Origin of the sequence: Massilia sp. WG5, from assembly GCF_001412595.2 — a bacterium.
In the GTDB taxonomy this organism is placed as follows: Bacteria; Pseudomonadota; Gammaproteobacteria; order Burkholderiales; family Burkholderiaceae_D; genus Telluria.
The window spans coordinates 5,382,841-5,401,404 of record NZ_CP012640.2 but is presented as its reverse complement, the minus strand read 5'-3'; the positions used below and the strand labels follow the sequence as shown (position 1 = coordinate 5,401,404).

Genomic DNA, 18,564 nt, shown 5'->3' with positions numbered 1-18,564 from the left:
TCCCTGTTCCAGCCGCTCGGCCGCCCGCTGCGCGACGAGTTTTACCTGCGCGTGACTGGCAAGAGCCCGGTGCGATGATGGAAAACGCCGTACATCGCGCCCCCGCCGCCCGCACGCCGCGCCTTTCGCGCTGGCTCGGACGCGCGCTCGAGACCCATTTCGCGCTGCCGCTGTTCGCGCTACTGCCGCTGGTCGCGATCTGGATCGCGACCTTTCACTTCATCGCCGCCGAACACGATGCCGCCATCGCCGATGCGCGCGGCGCCACCCGCGAGCAGGTCGACACCTACGAAGCGCAGATGGCGCGCAACCTGAACGCGATCGACCAGACCCTGAAAGTGCTCAAGTACGCGGTCGAGCAGCACGGTCCCGACGCCGCGCTCGACAAGCTGCGCCGCCAGAGCCTGCTGCCACCCTCGCTGGTGTTCGTGGTGAGCATCGCCGACCGCGACGGCCATATCGTCGCCAGCAACCCGGCGACGCCGCCGCAGGATGTCGGCCGCGAAGCCTATTTCACGGCGCACCGCGACGCCGAAACGCCGATGCCCTTCGTCAGCCAGGCCATCCGCGACCGGGGCAAGCTCGAACCGCACCTGCATTTCACGCGCCGCATCGATGATGCCGCCGGCAACTTCGCCGGGGTCGCCATCGTCGAAGTCGACCCGGCCTACTTCACCAGCGCCTACGAGCGTTCGCGCGAAGGCGGGCTGGGACTGATCGGCCTGATCGGCGACGACGGCATGGCGCGCGCGCTGCGCATCGGCGACCGGCTGTCCTGGGGCCAGCAGCTCGGATTCGGCGGCCTGGCCGGCGACGCCCTCGATCCGCACTTCACGGCGCCCGACGGCGTGCCGCGCTACGCCAGCGTGCGCCGCGTGCAGGGCTTCCCGCTATCGGTCGTGGTCGGCCTGGCCGAGAACGAGCAGATGGCGCAGTACCAGCAGCATCGCGGCCACTACCTGGTGGCGGCCTTCGCCGGCAGCGCCCTGCTGCTCGCCGTGGTCGGCATGATCAGCGCCTGGTCCTGGCAGCTGACCAAGGCGCGCCGGCGCGAACGGCGCGCCCAGGAAACGTATGCCGCGGCCTCGGAGGCCAGCCTGGACGCCTTCTTCGTGCTGCGCAGCGTGTTCGACGGCGACGGCCACGTGATCGACTTCCTGGTCGAGGAAACCAATTCGCGCGCCGAGCAGGTCAGCGGCATCCCCAAGGAACAGCTGCGCGGCCGCCTGATGGGCGAGCTGATGCCCTTCTACCGCATCAACGGCATGTTCGACGACCTGCTGCGGGTGGTGACGCTCGGCCAGCCGCTCGAAACCGAATGGCAGGCCGCGACCGCGCCGGCCACCGGGCGCTGGCTGCAGCGCCAGATCGTGCCGGTCGAAGGCGGCGCGGTCGCCACCGTGCGCGACATCACCGAGCGCAAGCAGGCCGAGGAAAGGATCCGCCACCTGGCCCACCATGACGAGCTGACCGGCCTGCCGAACCGCAGCCTGATCCGCGACCGCCTCGACCAGGCCGTGCTGAATGCCCAGCGCAACGGCCACCGCCTGGCGCTGGCCTTCGTCGACCTGGACGGCTTCAAGCTGGTCAACGACGGCCTCGGCCACAACGCCGGCGACGAGCTGCTGAAGGTGGTCGGGCGCCGCATGCAGGCCTGCCTGCGCCGCAACGACACCCTGGGCCGCCTCGGCGGCGACGAGTTCGTGATCCTGCTGCCGGACGTGCCGGAAGACGCGCTGGCGCTCACGCCGGCGCTGGAAAAGATCCGCCATGCCGTCACCGAGCCGGTGCCGATCGGCGACCAGGCGGTGCAGGTCACCTGCAGCATGGGCGTGGTGCTGTACCCGCGCGACGGCGAAGATCCGAAGACCCTGATGATGAACGCCGACGCGGCGATGTACCGCGCCAAGGACCTGGGCAGCAACAACTTCCAGTTCTATACCCGCGAGATGAACGCCAGCGTCGAGGAAAAGCTGAAGCTGCTGGAAGGCCTGCGCAAGGCTTTCGATTCGACCCAGGGAGGCGCCCCGGCCGCCGACGCCCCGGCCGGCACCTTCTTCCTGATGTACCAGCCGAAGGTCGACCTGCGCACCGGCCGCATCTTCGGCGTCGAAGCCCTGATCCGCTGGCGCCACCCCGAGCACGGCATGGTGCCGCCGCCGCGCTTCATCGGCCTGGCCGAGGAATCCGGCCTGATCGTCGCGATCGGCGAATGGGTGCTGCGCACCGCCTGCCGCCAGGCCCGGCTCTGGCGCGACGCCGGCCTCGATCCGCTGACGGTGTCGGTCAACGTGTCGGCCCGCCAGTTCGAGGAAAAGCACCTGGTCGAGCGCATTGCGGCGGCCCTGCGCGACGCCGGCCTGCCGCCCTGCGCGCTGGAGCTGGAGGTCACCGAGAGCCTGCTGATGCGCGACCTGAACCAGGCGGTGGAGCGGATGCGCGAGCTGAAGGAGATGGGCGTATCGCTGTCGATCGACGACTTCGGCACCGGCTATTCCAGCCTGTCGGCGCTGAAGTCCTTCCCGATCAGCACCCTCAAGATCGACAAGTCCTTCGTGCGCGACCTGGCCACCAGCGAGGACGACCAGGCGATCGCGCTGGCCGTGATCTCGCTCGGCCACCGCCTGCACCTGCGCGTGATCGCCGAAGGCGTCGAGACCGAGGAGCAGCGCGAATTCCTGGCCGCCAACGAGTGCGACGAGATGCAGGGCTACCTGTTCTCGCCGCCGGTGCCGGCCGAAGGCATCGCCGGGATGCTGCTGGCGCAAACGCGCAGCCGGAGGCGGGCATGACGCCGTCGCGCCTGTCCCGCTTCATGCTCGGCGCAGATCCCAAGCTGCGCCGGATGACGGTCTACTGGGGCGCCACCGCCGCCCTGTATTCGATCTTCTTCGTCCTGGTGGTCCTGATCGCGACGCGCAACCTGATCGGCCGCGGCCCGGCGCTCGACCTGGCGTCGTATGCCCTCGGCGGCAACGCCCTGTTCTACCTGCTGGTGCGTTTCGGCGGCCGCTTCCTGGCTCCGACCGGGCTGGCGACGCTGCAGGGCCTGTTCGCGATCAGCTGCAACATGTGGCTGTATTCGATCTCCGGGCCGCTGCGCGGCTCCACGCTGATGGCGCTGATGGTGGTGGTCGTGTTCTGCACCTTCGCCCTGCGTCCGCGCCAGACCCTGGCGCTGGCGGGCGTCGGCCTGGCCGGCATGGGGGCGACGATGTGGTGGCTGCAGGCGCACGACCCGCTCCACTATCCGCCGCAGGTGGAAGCGGTGACCTTCACGATCATGGCGGCCTGCTCGCTGACCGTGACCTTCCTGACCGGCGAGATGTCGAAGCTGCGCGCGCGCCTGAAGGCGCAGAAGGAAGAGCTGGTGAAGGCGGTGGACACGATCCGCACCCTGGCCACGGTGGACGAGCTGACCGCGCTGGCCAACCGGCGCCACATGAACGAGGTGCTGGCGCAGGAAGAACGGCGCCGCGCCCCGGCCGGCGCCCCCGCTACCGCCACCTGCATCGCCCTGCTCGACATCGACTTCTTCAAGCAGATCAACGACCGCCACGGCCATGCCGCCGGCGACGAGGTGCTGCGCCGCTTCGCCGCCTGCGCGCGCGCCGAGCTGCGCGCGGGCGACGTGCTGGCGCGCTGGGGCGGCGAGGAATTCCTGCTGCTGCTGCCCGATACCGGCGAGCCGGAATCGCGCACGGTAGTGGAGCGCATCCGCAGCCGGGTGGGCGCCTTGTGCATCGCCGGCGCGGACGGCGCCGACATGCTGGACGGGCGCCGCATCAGCTTCTCGGCCGGCCTGACGGCGCGGCGCGCCGCGGAAGCGCTGGCCGACACCGTCAACCGCGCCGACAAGGCCCTGTACCAGGCCAAGTCGGCGGGACGCGACCGCGTCGTCACGGCATAGGCATCAGACCAGAGACTCTCCGCGCGGCGGCGCGGCCGCCTGCAGGCGCGCCACCAGCGCATCCGGATCGGCCTCCAGCATCATCAGCTCCGCATGCGCAGGGCGTACGAAGCCCTGCTCCACCATGTGGCCGACGAAGGCGACCAGGCGGTCCCAGAAGCCGTTCGGGCTCAGGAGGCCGATCGGCTTGGCGTGGATGCCCAGCTGGGCCCAGGTCACCATCTCGAACAGCTCTTCCAGCGTCCCCATCCCGCCCGGCATCGCGATGAAGCCGTCGGCCAGGTTCGACATCATCGCCTTCCGTTCGTGCATGTCCTTGACCACGAACTGGCGGGTCAGCCCGGTGTGGCCGACTTCGCGCTCCAGCAGGGCGCGCGGGATCACGCCGGTGGCTTCGCCGCCGAGGCGCAGCACCTCGTCGGCGATCACGCCCATCAGGCCGACCTTGCCGCCGCCGTAGACCAGGCCGATGTTGCGCGCGACCAGCACGCGCGCCAGGCCGCGCGCGGCTTCGGCGAAAAGGGGATCGGCGCCGGGCGAGGCGCCGCAGTAGACGGCGATGGCTTTCATTCTTTTCCTTCGGGGGGCAACTGCTTCAAGTAGTCGTCGGCGAGGCGCTGGAACAGCTCCCGGGTCTCGCCGCGCAGGTAGGGACCGAGCATCGACAGCACCTGGTAACAGCCGCGCGCGAGGGCGTCGGCGATCGCCTGCTGCTCGCTGTACTTGCGCGGGTTGCGCACGTACTCGTAGGACAGCCAGTAGGTCGCCACCACCACCATATTGGTCGCCATCGCGCCAATCTGGCTGTCGCCGGCTTCCAGCGAACCTTCGCTGCGCAGGTCTTCGCAGAGCTGGCGCGCGACCTTGATCTTGTGCGCCAGGATGGCCTTGAAGTGCAGCTCCAGCTTGCGGTTACGCGACAGCAGGTCGTTCAGGTCGCGGTAGAAGAAGCGGTAGCGCCAGATCAGCTCGAACATCATGCGCAGGTAAAGCCAGACGTCCTCGAGGTTCGAGCGGCGCCCGGCCGGCACGGTCAGCATGCGCCCGATCTCGGTCTCGAACTGGGCGAAGATCGAATTGACAATGTCGTCCTTGTTCCGGAAGTGGTAATACAGGTTCCCCGGAGAGATGTTCATCTCTTCGGCGATCACGGTGGTCGTGATGTTCGGCTCGCCGAATTCGTTGAACAGCCTGAGCGACAATTCGAGAATCCGTTCGCGGGTCCGGCGCGGCGCTTTTTGTTGCATGGAAGACGGCATGGTTGAACTCACCCGCAAGGATAACACCGGACGCCGGCGGCGGCCATATCGACCGGGCAGGCGCCCGCCTCCTCAAATTCGTTCGCGCTGCAGGGCGAATGCGGCGCGCAGGTCCTCGCGCAGCGCGCCGGCCGCCCAGGGCTTGGAAAGGCGGCGGTCGACCAGGCCGGCGGCGCAGGCGCGCTCGATCGGCTCCAGCTCGGACAGGCCGGACAGGATCAGGCGCACGGTGCGCGGATGCTCGCGGCTGACGCGGGCCATCAGCTCGGTTCCCTGCATCCCCGGCATGCACTGGTCGGACAGGATCACGTCGACCGTATGCTGTTCGAGCAGCGCCAGCGCCTCCTCGGCCGAGCCGGCGCTGAGGATGCGCCACGGTTCGTCCTCGAGGGCGTCGACCAGCACTTCGCGCATGAAGGCGTCGTCGTCGACCACCATCAGGGTCGGCGCCCGCGCCGGCGCCGGCAGGAAGGCCTCGACCTCGGCGACGAAGCTGGCTGGCTCGATCGGCTTGCACAGGTAGCCGTCGAAGCCGGCCGCCAGCACCCGTTCGCGGTCGCCCGCCCGCGCCAGCGCGCTGACGGCCAGCAGCGGGATGTGCGCGCAGCCGGGATCGGCCCGCAGGGCGCGCGCCACCGCATGGCCGTCCAGCGAGGGCAGACACAGGTCGCACACCACCAGGTCGGGGCGGCCGTCGAGGGCCAGGCGCAAGCCGTCTGCGCCGTCGCCGGCGCCGCTCACGGCGTGGCCGGCTTCCTGCAGCAGACAGGCCATCAGCTCGCGGGTGGAAGAGTCGTCTTCGACGATGAGGATACGCGCAGACATGGCCTGTCTCCCAGGAGTGTTTTTTGTATTGACCACTTTTGTATTTACTCTAACACCCCACGGTCCGGGAAGGAAGTGCCGCCAGTTCCTGCATGACCGCCGCCAGCACGCGCGGATTGCTGCCGAGGGCGACGTGGCCGATGCCGCCGAATTCCAGGTTGCGCGCGCCCTCCAGGCGGCTCGATTCCTGCGGCGACACGATGTTGTCGTGGTGGGTGTAGAGCGAGGTGACGAGGGCGCGGGTGGCCGCCTCCTCGCTGGCGGCCAGCGCGCGCAGCCAGGGACTGCCGGGCCGCATCTGGAAGGCGTTCTCGCCCAGGCCGAAGCGCGCCAGCGCGGTGCCGTGGTGCGGCGTGCCGAGCGTGATCACACGCGCCACCCGGTCCGTGCCGTGGACGCGCATCCAGGCGCGCGCCACCAGCCCGCCCATGCTGTGCGCGACGATCGCCACCTGCTTCTCCCCGGCCGCGGCGCACAGGTCGCGGACCGCGCGCTCGACCAGCGGCACGTAGCCGTCGATGTCGCCGGCGACCGGTTCCAGGTCGACGCTCGCGTGGCCGATGCGGGCCGCGTCCAGCAGCCGCGTCAGGTGGGCCCAGTAGCCGCTGTTGCAGCCGTAGCCGTGCAGCAGCAGCACCGGCGGATGTGCACTGCCGGGGTAGATGCGGGTGGTGGCGCTGGCGCGCGGCACGAACCAGGACGTGACCAGCATGCTGGCGCGGAATTCCTCGGCCAGCAGGCGCAGGCGCGCGCGCGGGCCGAGGCGGAAGGCGCGCGGGGTGGCGCTGGCGAAGTGCGCGGCCAGCATGAAGTTGTTCATGTTGATGAGCAGGCGCACCAGCACCACGCCGCCGATGCCGAGCAGCGCCGCCTGCCACGGCGCCGCCTTCAGCCAGGCCAGCGCGGCCCAGCCGATCAGCAGGGCCGCCGCCAGCTGCACCAGCAGCAGCGCCCGCAGCAGGCGGCGCGCGCTTTTCATCTCCTCCTCACGCAGCCTTGGGCGTGGCGCTGTTCGGCACCGGACGCGCCGCCGGCCGCCCGGTCATCGACTGCGCCAGCCGGCTCGCCAGGCGCGCGGAGATGCCGTAGATCGACAGTTGCGGATTGGCCCCGATCGAGGTCGGGAACAGCGAGCCGTCATGCACCGACAGGTTGGCCAGGCCGTAGTAGCGCCCGTCCGGTCCGGTCACGCCGGCGCGCGGGTCGCCGGCCATCATGCAGCCGCCCATCACGTGCGCCGAGGCCACCCGCGTCAGGTGGGGACGGTAAGGCAGCGCGGCGATGCCCTCCTTTGCCTGCTGCCAGGAGGTGTAGCGCGGCGCCGTCTCGTGCGCCACCTGGACCGCGCCGGCGCCGGCCGCGAACTGGATCTCGGCCATGGTCAGGAGTGCGCGGCGGGCGCCGTCCCACAGCGGATCGTTGAGCGGATAGTCGAGCAGCGGCGCGCCACCCGCGGCCAGGGACACGGTCCCGCCCTGCGAATCCGGATGGAAGCCGTCGCGCAGCAGCGCCAGCATGCCCTGCAGGTGCGGGAACTGGCGCATCATGTCTGCATGCTGGACGCCGAAGCCGGTCATGGTGGTCGACAGCAGCACCGGGTGCAGCGGCGGCGCTTCCAGCTTGAAGCCGAGCGGGCCGTCGATCGCCTGGGTGTGCAGGAAGTGGTCCGAATATACGGTCTGCGGGGCGCCGGCATAAGCGTCGACGCGCTGCGGGAATACCGCGGCCGCGATCAGTGTCGGGTGCAGGAAGGTGCGCTTGCCCAGCAGGCGGTTGGGATCGGGCGCGTTCGAGCGCAGCAGCAGCGCCGGCGAATTGATCGCGCCGCCGGCCAGCACATAGTGTTTCGCGCGCAGGCGCAGGCGGCGCCCGTTCGGGTGGATGCCGTCGGCGTCCAGCAGCGTGCACTCCAGCGACTCGATGCGCTCGCCCTGGATGAGGAAGCGTTCGGCGCGCGCGCGGGTGACCAGGGTCGCGCCATGGTCGAGCGCGGACGGGATGGTGGTCACCAGCATCGACTGCTTGGCGTTGGTCGGGCAGCCCATGCCGCAGTAGCCGAGGTTCCAGCAGCCGTTGACGTTGCGGCGGATGAAGCCGGTCGGGATGCCGAGCTTCGCGGCGCCGCGCCGCAGCAGGTCGTTGTTCTCGTTCGGCGCGGCCGGCCAGTCGGCGATGTGCAGGCGCGCCTCCATGGTCTCGAACCAGGGCGCCAGCGCTTCCACGCTGTAGTCGCGCAGGCCGTGGCGCTGCTGCCAGAAAGCCAGGGTGTCGGGCGGGGTGCGGAAGCTGGAGGTCCAGTTGACCGTGGTCGAACCGCCGACGGTGCGGCCCTGCAGGATCGTGATCGCCTTGTCCCTGGTCTTGCGCGCGGCGGACTCCTGGTACAGCGCGGGATAGGCCTCGGCTTCGCGCATGTTGAAGTCGCGCGAGGATTTCAGCGCGCCCTCCTCGACGATCACGACGGACAGGCCGCTGAGCGCCAGGATCTCGGCGGTGACGCCGCCGCCGGCGCCGCTGCCGACGATCACGACGTCGGCGTCGAGGCTGCCGTCGCTGTCCGCGCGGGCGCCGTCGACGATCTTCCAGCCGCGCGCCAGGCCGGCTTCGATGGGATCGGGGATGGTGTTCGTGTTGCTCATGCCAGTTCCTTGATGGGGCCAGGGTAGCCGATCGCCGCCCAGTTGGCGGCGTCGCTGTACCAGCTGCCCAGCACCAGGTCGTGCAGGGCCTGGTAGGCGGTGCGCAGCAGGGCCAGCCGGTGGATGCGCCAGTCCTGCAGCCAGGCGCTCACCTCGGCGTCGTTCGCTTCGGCCCAGCCATGCGGGATGCCGGTCAGGAGCCGGCGCGCCGGCGCCAGCGCGAGCAGGCCGAACAGGTCCTGCACTTCCTGCTGGGTGGCCAGCGGCAGGCCGAGGATGGTCTGGTTGACGCGCTCGGTCGTCGCCTGGATGGCCCGGGTGCGCGCCGTCGGCTCGGCCGGCAGCATGCCGGCCAGGATCGCCGGGACGATCGCGTGCAAGGCCGCGCGCGCCTCGCCGTCGATGACGAAGCCCTTTGGCGCGGGAGGATGCGTATAACGGTAGACGCCGCCCCCGGCGGCGAGCACGAGCGCGGCCAGGGCGCCGGCCTTGAGGAAGGATCTGCGGCTTGTCTCCATGCTGGACCTTTAACTTGCTTTTTTATTTAGTGTAAGCGAAAGAATCGCATGGAAAGCCGCGAAAAACTAGAGCCCCGCGTCTAGCTTGCGAATTCGGGGTCAGAGCACATTTTGCGTCCGCCCGGGCAGCCAAACGCCATTCGGATCGGCGGAAGAAAGGCCGAATCGCGTTTGCAGAAGCAGCGCCATTGGCGAAGCAAGCTTGCATGTTGTGCTTGATGGCCATTGCCCAAAAAAGGACTCTGACCCCGAATCTTCAGTCCTGGCGGTGATTCAGCATCTGGCGGGCGATGCCGCGCAGGATGTTGACTTCTTCGGTTTCCAGCTGGGTGCGGGCGAACAGGCGCTTCAGGCGCGGCATCAGTTTTTTCGGGTTGTCGGCATTTAAAAAGCCGATCGCCACCAGCGCTTCTTCGAGGTGGGCGTACATGCCCTCGATCTGGGCCATGCTGGCGGCCTCGCCCTGGAAACCGACCCCGGTCTGGGTGCGATTTTCTCCTTCCGCCGCCAGCCGGCACTCATAGGCCAGCACCTGGGCCGCCTGCGACAGGTTCAGCGAGGAGTACGATGGATTCGCCGGGATGTTGATCAGCACATTGCAGCCGGCGACGATCTCGTTCGGCAGGCCGACGCGCTCGTTGCCGAGAATCAGCGCCGGGCGCAGGTCCGGCGTCGAAGCCACATGTGCGGAAAAGGCGCGCGGGGTCCAGACCGGCGGCGAGAATTCGCGCAGCCGGGCCGACACCGCGGCGGCGAAATTGCAGCCTTCCAGCGCCTCCGCCACAGTGCCGACGATGCGCGCACCATCCAGCACGTCGAGCGCGCCGCTGGCGAAGGCGACCGCTTCCGGATCGTGCAGCGGATCGGCGCAGCGCGGCGCCACCAGCACCAGGTCGGCAAAGCCCATGGTCTTCATCGCCCGCGCCACCGAGCCGACATTGCCTGCCCGGCTGGTTTCAACTAGCACAAAACGGAGGCGTTGGAAAAGAGATGTGTCAGTTTCGGTCGGGTTCATTGTAAAATAGCGCCATCGCGCGGTGACGAGCGGTTGAAATGTGGCCTGGAGGTCTTGCGATCCGGCCGCGATTTTAACGGTTTCGGCACCGCTTTGCTCTTTGTCATTCTCGTTCAACGATCGTTCACGGCGCTGCTTGCGCGGTGGGCGTCAGCATTTTTCAGGAAGCTCTCATGCACCCAATGCTCAACACGGCCATCAAGGCCGCCCGCCGCGCCGCCACGGTCATCAACCGCGCGTCTTTCGATCTCGACCGCATTACCGTCAGCGAAAAAAGCCATAACAACTTCGTCACCGACGTCGACCAGGCGGCGGAACAGGCGATCGTCGAGACCCTGCTGAAAGCCTACCCCGACCACGCCATCCTGGGCGAAGAGTCCGGCCCGACCGCCAACCTGAACGACGAGAGCGAATACGTCTGGATCATCGATCCGATCGACGGCACCACCAACTTCCTGCACGGCTACCCGAACTACTGCGTCTCGATCGCGCTGCAGCAACGCGGCGTGATCACCCAGGCCGTGATCTACGACCCGGTCCGCAACGACCTGTTCACCGCCACCAAGGGCGCCGGCTCCTACTTGAACGAAAAGCGCATCCGCGTGCGCAATCCCGACCGCATCAGCAAGGCCCTGATCGGCTCCGGCCACGGCGTCGAGCCGCGCGACCTGGCCGAATACCTGCGCATGTACGAAGTGATGGCGCCCCGCTGCCAGGGCGTGCGCTCGAGCGGCTCGGCAGCGCTGGAACTGGCCAACGTGGCCGCCGGCCGTGTCGACGGCTTCTTCGAGAAAGGCCTGAAGATCTGGGATATCGCCGCAGGCTCCCTGCTGGTCACCGAGGCCGGCGGCATCGTCGGCGAGTTCAGCGGTGAATCCGAATACCTGAACAAGGGCGACGTGATCGCCGCCGGCCCGAAAGTCTTCGCCGGCATGGTTGCCGTCCTGAAGCCGTTTGCGTAAACGAGCGCGTGAATACGTCCCTCCCCGCTTTCACGTACAATAGCAGACTGTGATTCTGGTGCCCCAGCCAGTGCGCCCAGGCGCCTGACGGGGCTGCAGGCCTGCTGACCGCTTCCGGCGTCTTACCCCGGCGCCGCGCCTCCGCTTCACCGCTAAAATTTCCCTAGCGAAACATTTAGAATATAATACCGCGTGGCCTTCCTTGGCCTCGTCTTGGCGTACCGGCACCAGTACCGGCCGCCCTGCCTTGTGTAATCCGATCGACTGGACTGGCGCCTTCGACCTGAAGGCGACGGGCCGATCCCTACAGAAAAACTATGTCATTCACTACTCTCGGTCTGACCGACGCCATCGTACGTGCCGTTACCGAAGCGGGCTATACCGCTCCGACCCCGATCCAGGCGCAGGCCATTCCGGCCGTGCTGGGCGGCGGCGACCTGCTGGCCGGCGCCCAGACCGGCACCGGCAAGACTGCCGGCTTCACGCTGCCCGTGCTGCACCGCCTGTCGACCGACAAGAACGGCGCGGCCCTGACCAACAAGACCTCGAAGCGCCCGATCCGCGCGCTGGTGCTGGCCCCGACCCGCGAACTCGCGGCCCAGGTCGAGGAAAACATCCGCACCTACGCCAAGTACACCAACCTGAATTCGGCCGTGATCTTCGGCGGCGTCGGCATCCATCCGCAGATCAAGCTGCTGGCCAACGGCGTCGACATCCTGGTCGCGACCCCCGGCCGCCTGCTCGACCACGTCGGCCAGGGCACCATCAAGCTCGACAAGATCGAGATCCTGGTGCTGGACGAAGCCGACCGCATGCTCGACATGGGCTTCATCCACGACATCAAGAAGGTGCTGGCGGTGCTGCCGCCGAAGCGCCAGAACCTGCTGTTCTCGGCCACTTTCTCGGACGAGATCAAGGCCCTGGCCGACAAGCTGCTGAACAACCCGGCACTGATCGAAGTGGCGCGCCGCAACTCGACCGTGGAAGTCATCGAGCAGATGATCCACCCGGTCGACCGCGACAAGAAGCACCCGATGCTGGCCCACCTGATCAAGACCAACAACTGGAAGCAGGTGCTGGTGTTCACCCGCACCAAGCACGGCGCCAACAAGCTGGTCGAACAGCTCGGCAAGGACGGCATCGGCGCGATGGCGATCCACGGCAACAAGAGCCAGTCGGCACGCACCAAGGCGCTGGCCGAGTTCAAGGACGGCAGCCTGACCGCCCTGGTCGCCACCGACATCGCGGCGCGCGGCATCGACATCGACCAGCTGCCGCACGTGGTCAACTACGACCTGCCGAACGTACCGGAAGACTACGTGCACCGGATCGGCCGCACCGGCCGCGCCGGCGCCACCGGCGAAGCGGTGTCCCTGGTCTGCGTCGACGAACACCAGATGCTCAAGGACATCGAGAAGCTGATCAAGCAAACCCTGCCGCGCCAGGTCATCCCGGGCTTCGAGCCGGACCCGAACGCCAAGGCCCAGCCGATCCAGCTGCGCAGCGGCGCACCAGGCCACGGCAACCGTGGCGGTCGTCCGGGCGGCGGCCGCCCGGGTAACGCACCGCGCGGCGCGGCGCCCGCAGCGGGCCGCAGCCCTGCTCCGGCCGGCCAGCGCAGCAGCGCCCCGGCAGGCGGCGCACCGCGCAACGGCGGCCAGCCAGGCGGCAACCGTAGCGGCGCGAATGCCGGCGGACGCGGCAACGGCGGGAATGGCGGCAACGGCGGCGGTGGACGCAGCGGCCAGAACCGCGGTCCGCGCCCGGCATCGGCACGCAGCGGCGGCGGCGATCGCTGATCGGCCGCTGATATAGAAGCTGCATAAGCCGGGGTCGCGCAATCGTCATGCTTGCGCGGCCCCGGCTTTTTTTCGCCCATGCGTGATAGTTGATTACTCAAGTACTTGCCAAGTGTCGAGAATTGGAAGATACTTGAGCGGTCAAGTACTTTTCAATTATCAGGAGATCGTCATGAGCGACACATTGAGCACCGAATTCTGCCTGCGCATGGGACGCGCCTGGGCCGCCCTCTCGCGCCGCCTGGACAGCGCCCTCGGCGGCCACCACGGCATCAGCTTTGCCGACTACCAGCTGCTGCTGCAGTTGCAGCGCGCCCCCGGCGGCCGCCTGCGCCGGGTCGACCTGGCCGAAAAACTGGGCCTGACCGCCTCCGGCGTGACCCGCTCGCTGCTGCCGCTGGAAAAGATCGGCCTGGTCGACCGCCAAAGCGATCCGCGCGACGCCCGCGTCGGCTACGCCATCATCACCGCCACCGGCAGCGAGCTGGTGACGAACGCCACGACCGTGGTCGACAACGTCAGCCGCGCCATGCTGGGCGCGCCGTCGCGGGCCCAGCTCGAAGCGACGTCAACCCTGCTGGCCCAGCTGGCCGGAACCGACCAATGAAGCCCGCCGCCGCGCCGGGCCCGCGCGCCGCCCTGCTGCGCGACCCCAACTATGCCTGGCTGATGGGCGGCGGCGTGATTTCCGCCCTCGGCGACCAGTTCACCATGATCGCCCTGCCCTGGCTGGTGCTGCAGCTGACCCGCGACCCGCTCGCGCTCGGCATGATGGTGGCCCTGCTGGGCGTGCCGCGCGCGGTCCTGATCCTGTTCGGCGGCGCCCTGGTCGACCGCCATTCGCCCAAGCGGATCCTGATGCTGACCAAGCACGTCAACACCGTGCTGCTGGGCCTGCTGGCCGCCCTGGTGCTGAGCGGCCGCGCGACCCTGCCGCTGGTCACGCTGCTGGCCACGGTCCTCAGCCTGGCCTCGGCCTTCAGCATCCCGGCCGGCACCTCGATGCTGCCGCAGGCCGTGTCCCGCGAACAGTTGCCGCAGGCAAACGCAATGATGATGGCGGTGCGCCAGGTGACCATGCTGGCCGGACCGCTGCTGGCCGGCCTGCTGTTTGCGCTGGGCGGCGACGGCAGCACCGGCATGGCGAACGGCGGCGCGCGCGGCCTGGGCCTGGCTTTTGCCTTCGATGCCTTCAGTTTCGCGCTGTCGGCCTGGACCCTGGCCAAGGTCAGGCCGCTGCCGGCCGCCGCGCCCGTGCAGGCGCAGGCGCCAGCACACGAGCCGGTGCTGCGCGCGGTCGGCGCCGGCCTGGCCGCACTGTGGCGCGACACGAGCATGCGCACCGCCTTCCTGTACTGGGGCTTGTGCGCCTGCGTCGGCGGCGGCGTGATGCAGGTGGCGATGCCGCTGCTGGCCAGCGAGCGCCTGCACGGCGCTTCCGCCCTCGGCCTGCTGATGGGCGCGCACGGCGCCGGTGCGCTGGCCGGGATGGCGTTGTCCGGCGTGCTCGGCCGGCGCCGCCTGGGCAATCTCGGCCTCACCCTGCTGCTGGTGGACGGCCTGGCCGGCATCCTGCTGATGCCGATGGGCCTGGTCACGAGCAGCTGGCAGGGCATGCTGCTGATGGGCGCGGTCGGTGTGCTGAGCGGCTATATCCAGGTGGCCGTGTTCACCTGGATCCAGCAGCGCGTCGCCCCGCAGATGCTGGGCCGCATGATGAGCATCTTCATGTTCGTCTTCATGGGCTTGGCGCCGCTGAGCGCGACGGTCGCCGGATGGGTGGCCAGCCACGTCGCCCTGCCCACCCTGTTCGTCGGCGGCGGCCTGTGCCTGGGCGTGACGGCCCTGGCGGCCTGGCTGTTCACGCCGATGGCGCGCTTGAGCGATGCCGCGGCGGCAGCGGCGCCCGCGGCTTCGCGGGCGCCGACAAACTGACGAGCTGGCGTCCGACAGCCGCCCGCGCCGCGCCCACCAACGGCGCGGCGCACAATCGGCTACGATAAGGCACTATCGACCACCAACAAGCCGTCCACATGCCGAAATTCGCCGCCAACCTGAGCCTGATGTTCAACGAACTCGGTTTCCTCGAACGCTTTGCCGCGGCGCGCGCGGCCGGCTTCGACGCGGTCGAGTTCCTGTTCCCCTATGCCTTCGAGACGGAACAGATCGTCGGCCGCCTGCAGCGCTACAAGCTGCAACTCGTACTGCACAATTTCCCGCCCGGCGACTGGGCCGCCGGCGAGCGCGGCTTTGCCTGCGATCCGCGCCGCGCCGGCGAATTCCAGGACAGCGTCGAACTGGCCCTCGACTACGCGGTCGACCTCGGCGTGCCGCGCCTGCACTGCATGGCCGGCAAGCTCCCGCCGAACGTCGCGCCAGAGCGCGCCCACGCCACCTTCGTATCGAACCTGCGCTTCGCCGCCGAGGCCTGCGCCCGCCACGGCATCGAAGTGCTGATCGAACCGATCAACGACCGCGACATCCCGGGCTACTTCCTGACCCACAGCGCCCAGGCCGCCGGCATCATCGCCGAATGCGGCGCCCCCAACCTCTTCATGCAGTACGACATCTATCATATGCAGCGCATGGAAGGCGAGCTCGCCAACACCCTGCGCGAGCGCCTGCCGCTGATCCACCACATCCAGCTGGCCGACGTGCCCGGCCGCCACGAGCCTGGTACCGGCGAGATCAATTTTCCCTTCCTGTTCAAGCTCCTGGACGAGCTTGGCTACGAGGGCTGGGTCGGCTGCGAGTACAACCCGCTCGGCGACACGGTGGCGGGACTGGGCTGGCGCGATGCATGCCGATGAACGCATGACTTGACCATCGGCAAGGTAGCCGTTGGGCAACTTTGAAAGAATGGGACTTTTCGAGGTCGGCACTCCGCCGGCTGGAAAGGAACCATGGACATTCGATCGCATTGGCGTCGCTGCCTGCTCATCCTTCTCGCCGGCCTGCTGCTGGGCGGCTGCGCCGGTACCGGGCAGGTCAGCCTCGCGGAAGTAAGGCAATTCGCCGATGCTTCGGCCCGTATCGGCGGCTATGCCGAGCTGTCGAAGCGCTACCGCGACACCTACGAGCGCGAGCAGCCCTACCTGTCACCGGCCGCCGACCGCATCGCCAGGGAAAACGATGCGCGCCGCAAGGCGGTCTACGAGGACTTCATCAGCATCCAGAAAAGCCTGGTGCTGTATATGCAGACCCTGAGCCTGCTGGCCGGCGACACCCGCTATGACCTGTCCGCCCAGCTCGACGACCTCGGCAACGGCCTGAAGGCGAATGCCGATTCGGGCCTGCAGCAACGCCACATCGCCGCCTACACGGGCCTGACCCGGCTGCTGACGCGGGTGATCGCCTCCGGCTACCAGAACCGCAGCGTCGAGACCATGGTGCGCGACGGCGACGCCGACGTGCAGCTGCTGCTGGAGGCGATGATCAACCTGACCCGCCTGTACGCGAAGACCAACGAGAACGAGAAGAAGACCATCCTCGGCATCTTCGACGTCGAGATCCCGTTCTCGACCAGAAATTCGGACCGCATGCTGGTGACCCTGGCCAAGGTGCATTACCTGAGCAAGGCGAACGAATACAAGCTGATCGACAAGCGCTACGAGGCCGCCATGCAGGGCCTGACCAAGGTCGCGCTGGGGCACCAGAAGATGCGCGAGAACCTGCACAACCTGTCGGCCCCGGAGGTGCGCACCATCCTGGCCGCTTATGGGCGCGAGCTGATCGCCCTGCGCGACGCGCTGTCCGATTCCCCCTGATCAGAGGCCCGAGGAGGCTCCATGGCAAACGACAACCCCAACCCGGCAAAGGCGCCGCCGACCCCGGCCGACGCCCTCGCCACCGCAAAGCAAGTCGAAGAACTGGCCGACCGCCTGTCCGCCTGCGCCGACAGCATCCACGAGCGGGTGATGCGCGACGTCCACCGCAGCCAGGCGCAGCACCATGGCGAGGTGCCGGAGTCGGAGCAGGCGGTCGCGCGCACCCTGCTCGACGCCGAGGTCGAGCTGCGCCAGCGCGCCAACCGCCTGTATGCCGACGCCGCCACCTGCATCGTCGGTTCGCTCGGCCAGTCGCAGCAGCACCTGGTCGCGCTCACCATCGATGCCGCCGACAAGATCAAGAAGATCACCCGCATCGGCGACGGCATCACCCTGGTCGCCCGCCTGCTGGGCCTGGCGGCGGCGGCCTCCACCGGACAGGTGCTGCCGATCCTGGCGGCGGTCGACCAGTTGAAGACCCAGCTCGACGTGGTCGCGCTGCACGAAGCGCCGCCGGCTTAGGATCGCGCCCAAAGACGCTCGCAGTTGCGCTACACTGGGCCTTCCGCAGCATCCAACCGGAGGGCCTTCCAATGACCGTCAATCCAAGCGTCCAGCCCGACGGCGCGGACCCTGACCGGCTCGCGCTCCTGAAGTCGATGCTGGAACAGCGCCTGCATGCGCTGGAGAGCATGGAGGCGACGCAAGCCTCCGACGCCGAACTGCCGGTGGCCGAAGTCGAAAGTTCCCCCCTCGACCGCGCCACCGTGCGCCTGCTGAACGACCTCTCGCGCGAGGCCGCCGGCCACCATGCGGCCGAGGTGCAGGTGCTGCGCCATGCGCTGGCCAAGTTCGAGGACGGGAGCTACGGCCTGTGCGAGGAATGCGGCCAGCCGATCGGCGCTTCGCGCCTGCTGGCGCGGCCGGAAGCGCGCCTCTGCATAGGCTGCCAGACGCGCGCCGAGCAAAGACATTAATTCCTAGGGTACTCTAGTACATGTGCTGGCCGCCGTTGATGGCCAGGTTCGCCCCGGTCATGAAGGCCGCCACGTCGGACACCAGATAGGCCACCAGCCCCGCCACCTCGTCCGGCTCGCCCAGGCGGCCCATCGGGATTTGCGGCAGGATCTTGTCCTTCAGGACGTCCTGCGGCACGGCCTCCACCATTTTGGTGCGCAGGTAGCCCGGCGAGACCGTGTTGACGGTAACGCCATGGCGCGCCATCTCCAGCGCCAGCGCCTTGGTGAAGCCGTGCATACCGGCCTTGGCGGCGGCATAGTTGGCCTGGCCGAAGGCGCCCTGCTGGCCATTCACCGAGGAGATATTCACGATCCGGCCCCAGCGCCGCGCCATCATCGGCTCGATCGCCTGCTTGCTCAGGTTGAATACGCTGTCGAGGTCGGCGCGCAGCACCGCCTGCCAGTCGTCGACGCCCATCCTGCGCAGGCTGCGGTCGCGCGTGATGCCGGCATTGTTGACGAGCACATCGAGCCGGCCCATCTCGGCCAGCAGCTTCTGCATCATCCACTCGCAGTCGCCATAATCGGTGACGTCGAGCTTGTAGGCCTTGAAGCGGTAAGCGTCGTCGCGCTGGGCCGCCAGCCAGGCTTCCGGGGTCGGGTTGGCCGGCGAGTACGTCGTTGCCACCTGAAACCCTTCGTCGTGCAGGCGCCGGCAGATCGCCGTGCCCAGTCCACCCATTCCACCTGTTACCAAGGCTACTTTGCTCGCTGCTTTATCATCGTGCATGGCGGTCGTCCTGTCGTCGGTAAGGCCGCGCGCCTTGCGCGGCTTGAAATACCGAGTCTAGGAGCGCCAACAAGCCCAGCTTTGATAAAGCTCAAGAGTGTTAATGCTCAGACCGCTTGCG

At 68.4% G+C, this 18,564-nt stretch carries 18 protein-coding genes; 10 read left to right on the top strand and 8 right to left on the bottom strand.

The features are described 5' to 3' along the window. Positions 1–74: 74 nt before the first annotated feature. Together AM586_RS24125 and AM586_RS24120 are read left to right on the top strand one after the other, a co-directional pair. The gene (locus AM586_RS24125; RefSeq protein WP_109370520.1) at positions 75–2,792 is read left to right on the top strand and encodes an EAL domain-containing protein; all 2,718 of its coding nucleotides are present in this window, start codon (positions 75–77) and stop codon (positions 2,790–2,792) included. Further along, positions 2,789–3,910, top strand: a complete 1,122-nt coding sequence (locus AM586_RS24120) for a diguanylate cyclase (RefSeq protein WP_047825522.1) — start codon at positions 2,789–2,791, stop codon at positions 3,908–3,910. The genes AM586_RS24125 and AM586_RS24120 overlap by 4 nt, the downstream gene beginning before the upstream one ends. A gap of 3 nt (positions 3,911–3,913) precedes the next feature. Here AM586_RS24120 and AM586_RS24115 read toward each other — a convergent pair whose 3' ends face one another. The 7 genes from AM586_RS24115 to AM586_RS24085 all read right to left on the bottom strand — a co-directional run bounded on the left by AM586_RS24115 (position 3,914) and on the right by AM586_RS24085 (position 10,166). Beyond that, positions 3,914–4,480, bottom strand: coding sequence for a TIGR00730 family Rossman fold protein (locus tag AM586_RS24115; protein WP_047825523.1), 567 nt, complete (start codon positions 4,478–4,480; stop codon positions 3,914–3,916). Beyond that, positions 4,477–5,157 carry a TetR/AcrR family transcriptional regulator gene (locus AM586_RS24110; RefSeq protein WP_047825524.1) on the bottom strand — a complete coding sequence of 227 codons (681 nt, stop codon included), beginning with the start codon at positions 5,155–5,157 and terminating at the stop codon, positions 4,477–4,479. The genes AM586_RS24115 and AM586_RS24110 overlap by 4 nt, the downstream gene beginning before the upstream one ends. Positions 5,158–5,241: 84 nt before the next feature. Further along, on the bottom strand, positions 5,242–5,994 hold the full coding sequence (locus tag AM586_RS24105; protein ID WP_047825525.1) for a response regulator: 753 nt from the start codon (positions 5,992–5,994) through the stop codon (positions 5,242–5,244). A gap of 49 nt (positions 5,995–6,043) precedes the next feature. After that, positions 6,044–6,973, bottom strand: a complete 930-nt coding sequence (locus AM586_RS24100) for a triacylglycerol lipase (RefSeq protein ID WP_047825526.1) — start codon at positions 6,971–6,973, stop codon at positions 6,044–6,046. A 7-nt stretch (positions 6,974–6,980) separates the two neighbouring features. Then, positions 6,981–8,633, bottom strand: coding sequence for a GMC family oxidoreductase (locus AM586_RS24095; RefSeq protein WP_047825527.1), 1,653 nt, complete (start codon positions 8,631–8,633; stop codon positions 6,981–6,983). Further along, complete coding sequence (locus tag AM586_RS24090; protein WP_047825528.1) at positions 8,630–9,151, bottom strand: twin-arginine translocation signal domain-containing protein; 522 nt, start codon at positions 9,149–9,151, stop codon at positions 8,630–8,632. The genes AM586_RS24095 and AM586_RS24090 overlap by 4 nt, the downstream gene beginning before the upstream one ends. 256 nt (positions 9,152–9,407) lie before the next feature. Next, a complete protein-coding gene (locus AM586_RS24085) occupies positions 9,408–10,166 on the bottom strand; it encodes an RNA methyltransferase (protein ID WP_047825529.1) in 759 nt (252 codons plus the stop codon). 182 nt (positions 10,167–10,348) lie between these two features. Between AM586_RS24085 and AM586_RS24080 the strand changes: the two genes are divergently transcribed. The 8 genes from AM586_RS24080 (at position 10,349) to AM586_RS24045 (ending at position 17,671) form a co-directional block, all read left to right on the top strand. Further along, positions 10,349–11,128: an inositol monophosphatase family protein gene (locus AM586_RS24080; protein WP_047825530.1), complete on the top strand. Its 780-nt coding sequence runs from the start codon at positions 10,349–10,351 to the stop codon at positions 11,126–11,128. 317 nt (positions 11,129–11,445) lie between these two features. Beyond that, positions 11,446–12,927, top strand: coding sequence for a DEAD/DEAH box helicase (locus AM586_RS24075; RefSeq protein WP_047825531.1), 1,482 nt, complete (start codon positions 11,446–11,448; stop codon positions 12,925–12,927). A gap of 172 nt (positions 12,928–13,099) precedes the next feature. Beyond that, the gene (locus AM586_RS24070; RefSeq protein ID WP_047825532.1) at positions 13,100–13,534 is read left to right on the top strand and encodes a MarR family winged helix-turn-helix transcriptional regulator; all 435 of its coding nucleotides are present in this window, start codon (positions 13,100–13,102) and stop codon (positions 13,532–13,534) included. Next, positions 13,531–14,862, top strand: coding sequence for an MFS transporter (locus AM586_RS24065; RefSeq protein WP_047825533.1), 1,332 nt, complete (start codon positions 13,531–13,533; stop codon positions 14,860–14,862). The genes AM586_RS24070 and AM586_RS24065 overlap by 4 nt, the downstream gene beginning before the upstream one ends. Positions 14,863–14,960: 98 nt before the next feature. Then, complete coding sequence (gene otnI / locus AM586_RS24060; protein ID WP_047825534.1) at positions 14,961–15,737, top strand: 2-oxo-tetronate isomerase; 777 nt, start codon at positions 14,961–14,963, stop codon at positions 15,735–15,737. A gap of 93 nt (positions 15,738–15,830) precedes the next feature. After that, entirely contained in the window at positions 15,831–16,694 is an 864-nt protein-coding gene (locus AM586_RS24055; protein ID WP_047825535.1) for a hypothetical protein, read from the top strand. 21 nt (positions 16,695–16,715) lie between these two features. Then, positions 16,716–17,216 (top strand): hypothetical protein, encoded by a 501-nt coding sequence (locus tag AM586_RS24050; protein ID WP_047825536.1) that lies wholly within the window; start codon positions 16,716–16,718, stop codon positions 17,214–17,216. Positions 17,217–17,287: 71 nt separating this feature from the next. Continuing rightward, a complete protein-coding gene (locus AM586_RS24045; RefSeq protein WP_047825537.1) occupies positions 17,288–17,671 on the top strand; it encodes a TraR/DksA C4-type zinc finger protein in 384 nt (127 codons plus the stop codon). Positions 17,672–17,684: 13 nt separating this feature from the next. Here the strand turns inward: AM586_RS24045 and phbB are convergent, their stop codons facing one another. Further along, on the bottom strand, positions 17,685–18,443 hold the full coding sequence (gene phbB / locus AM586_RS24040) for an acetoacetyl-CoA reductase (RefSeq protein WP_082439508.1): 759 nt from the start codon (positions 18,441–18,443) through the stop codon (positions 17,685–17,687). Positions 18,444–18,564: the final 121 nt, after the last annotated feature.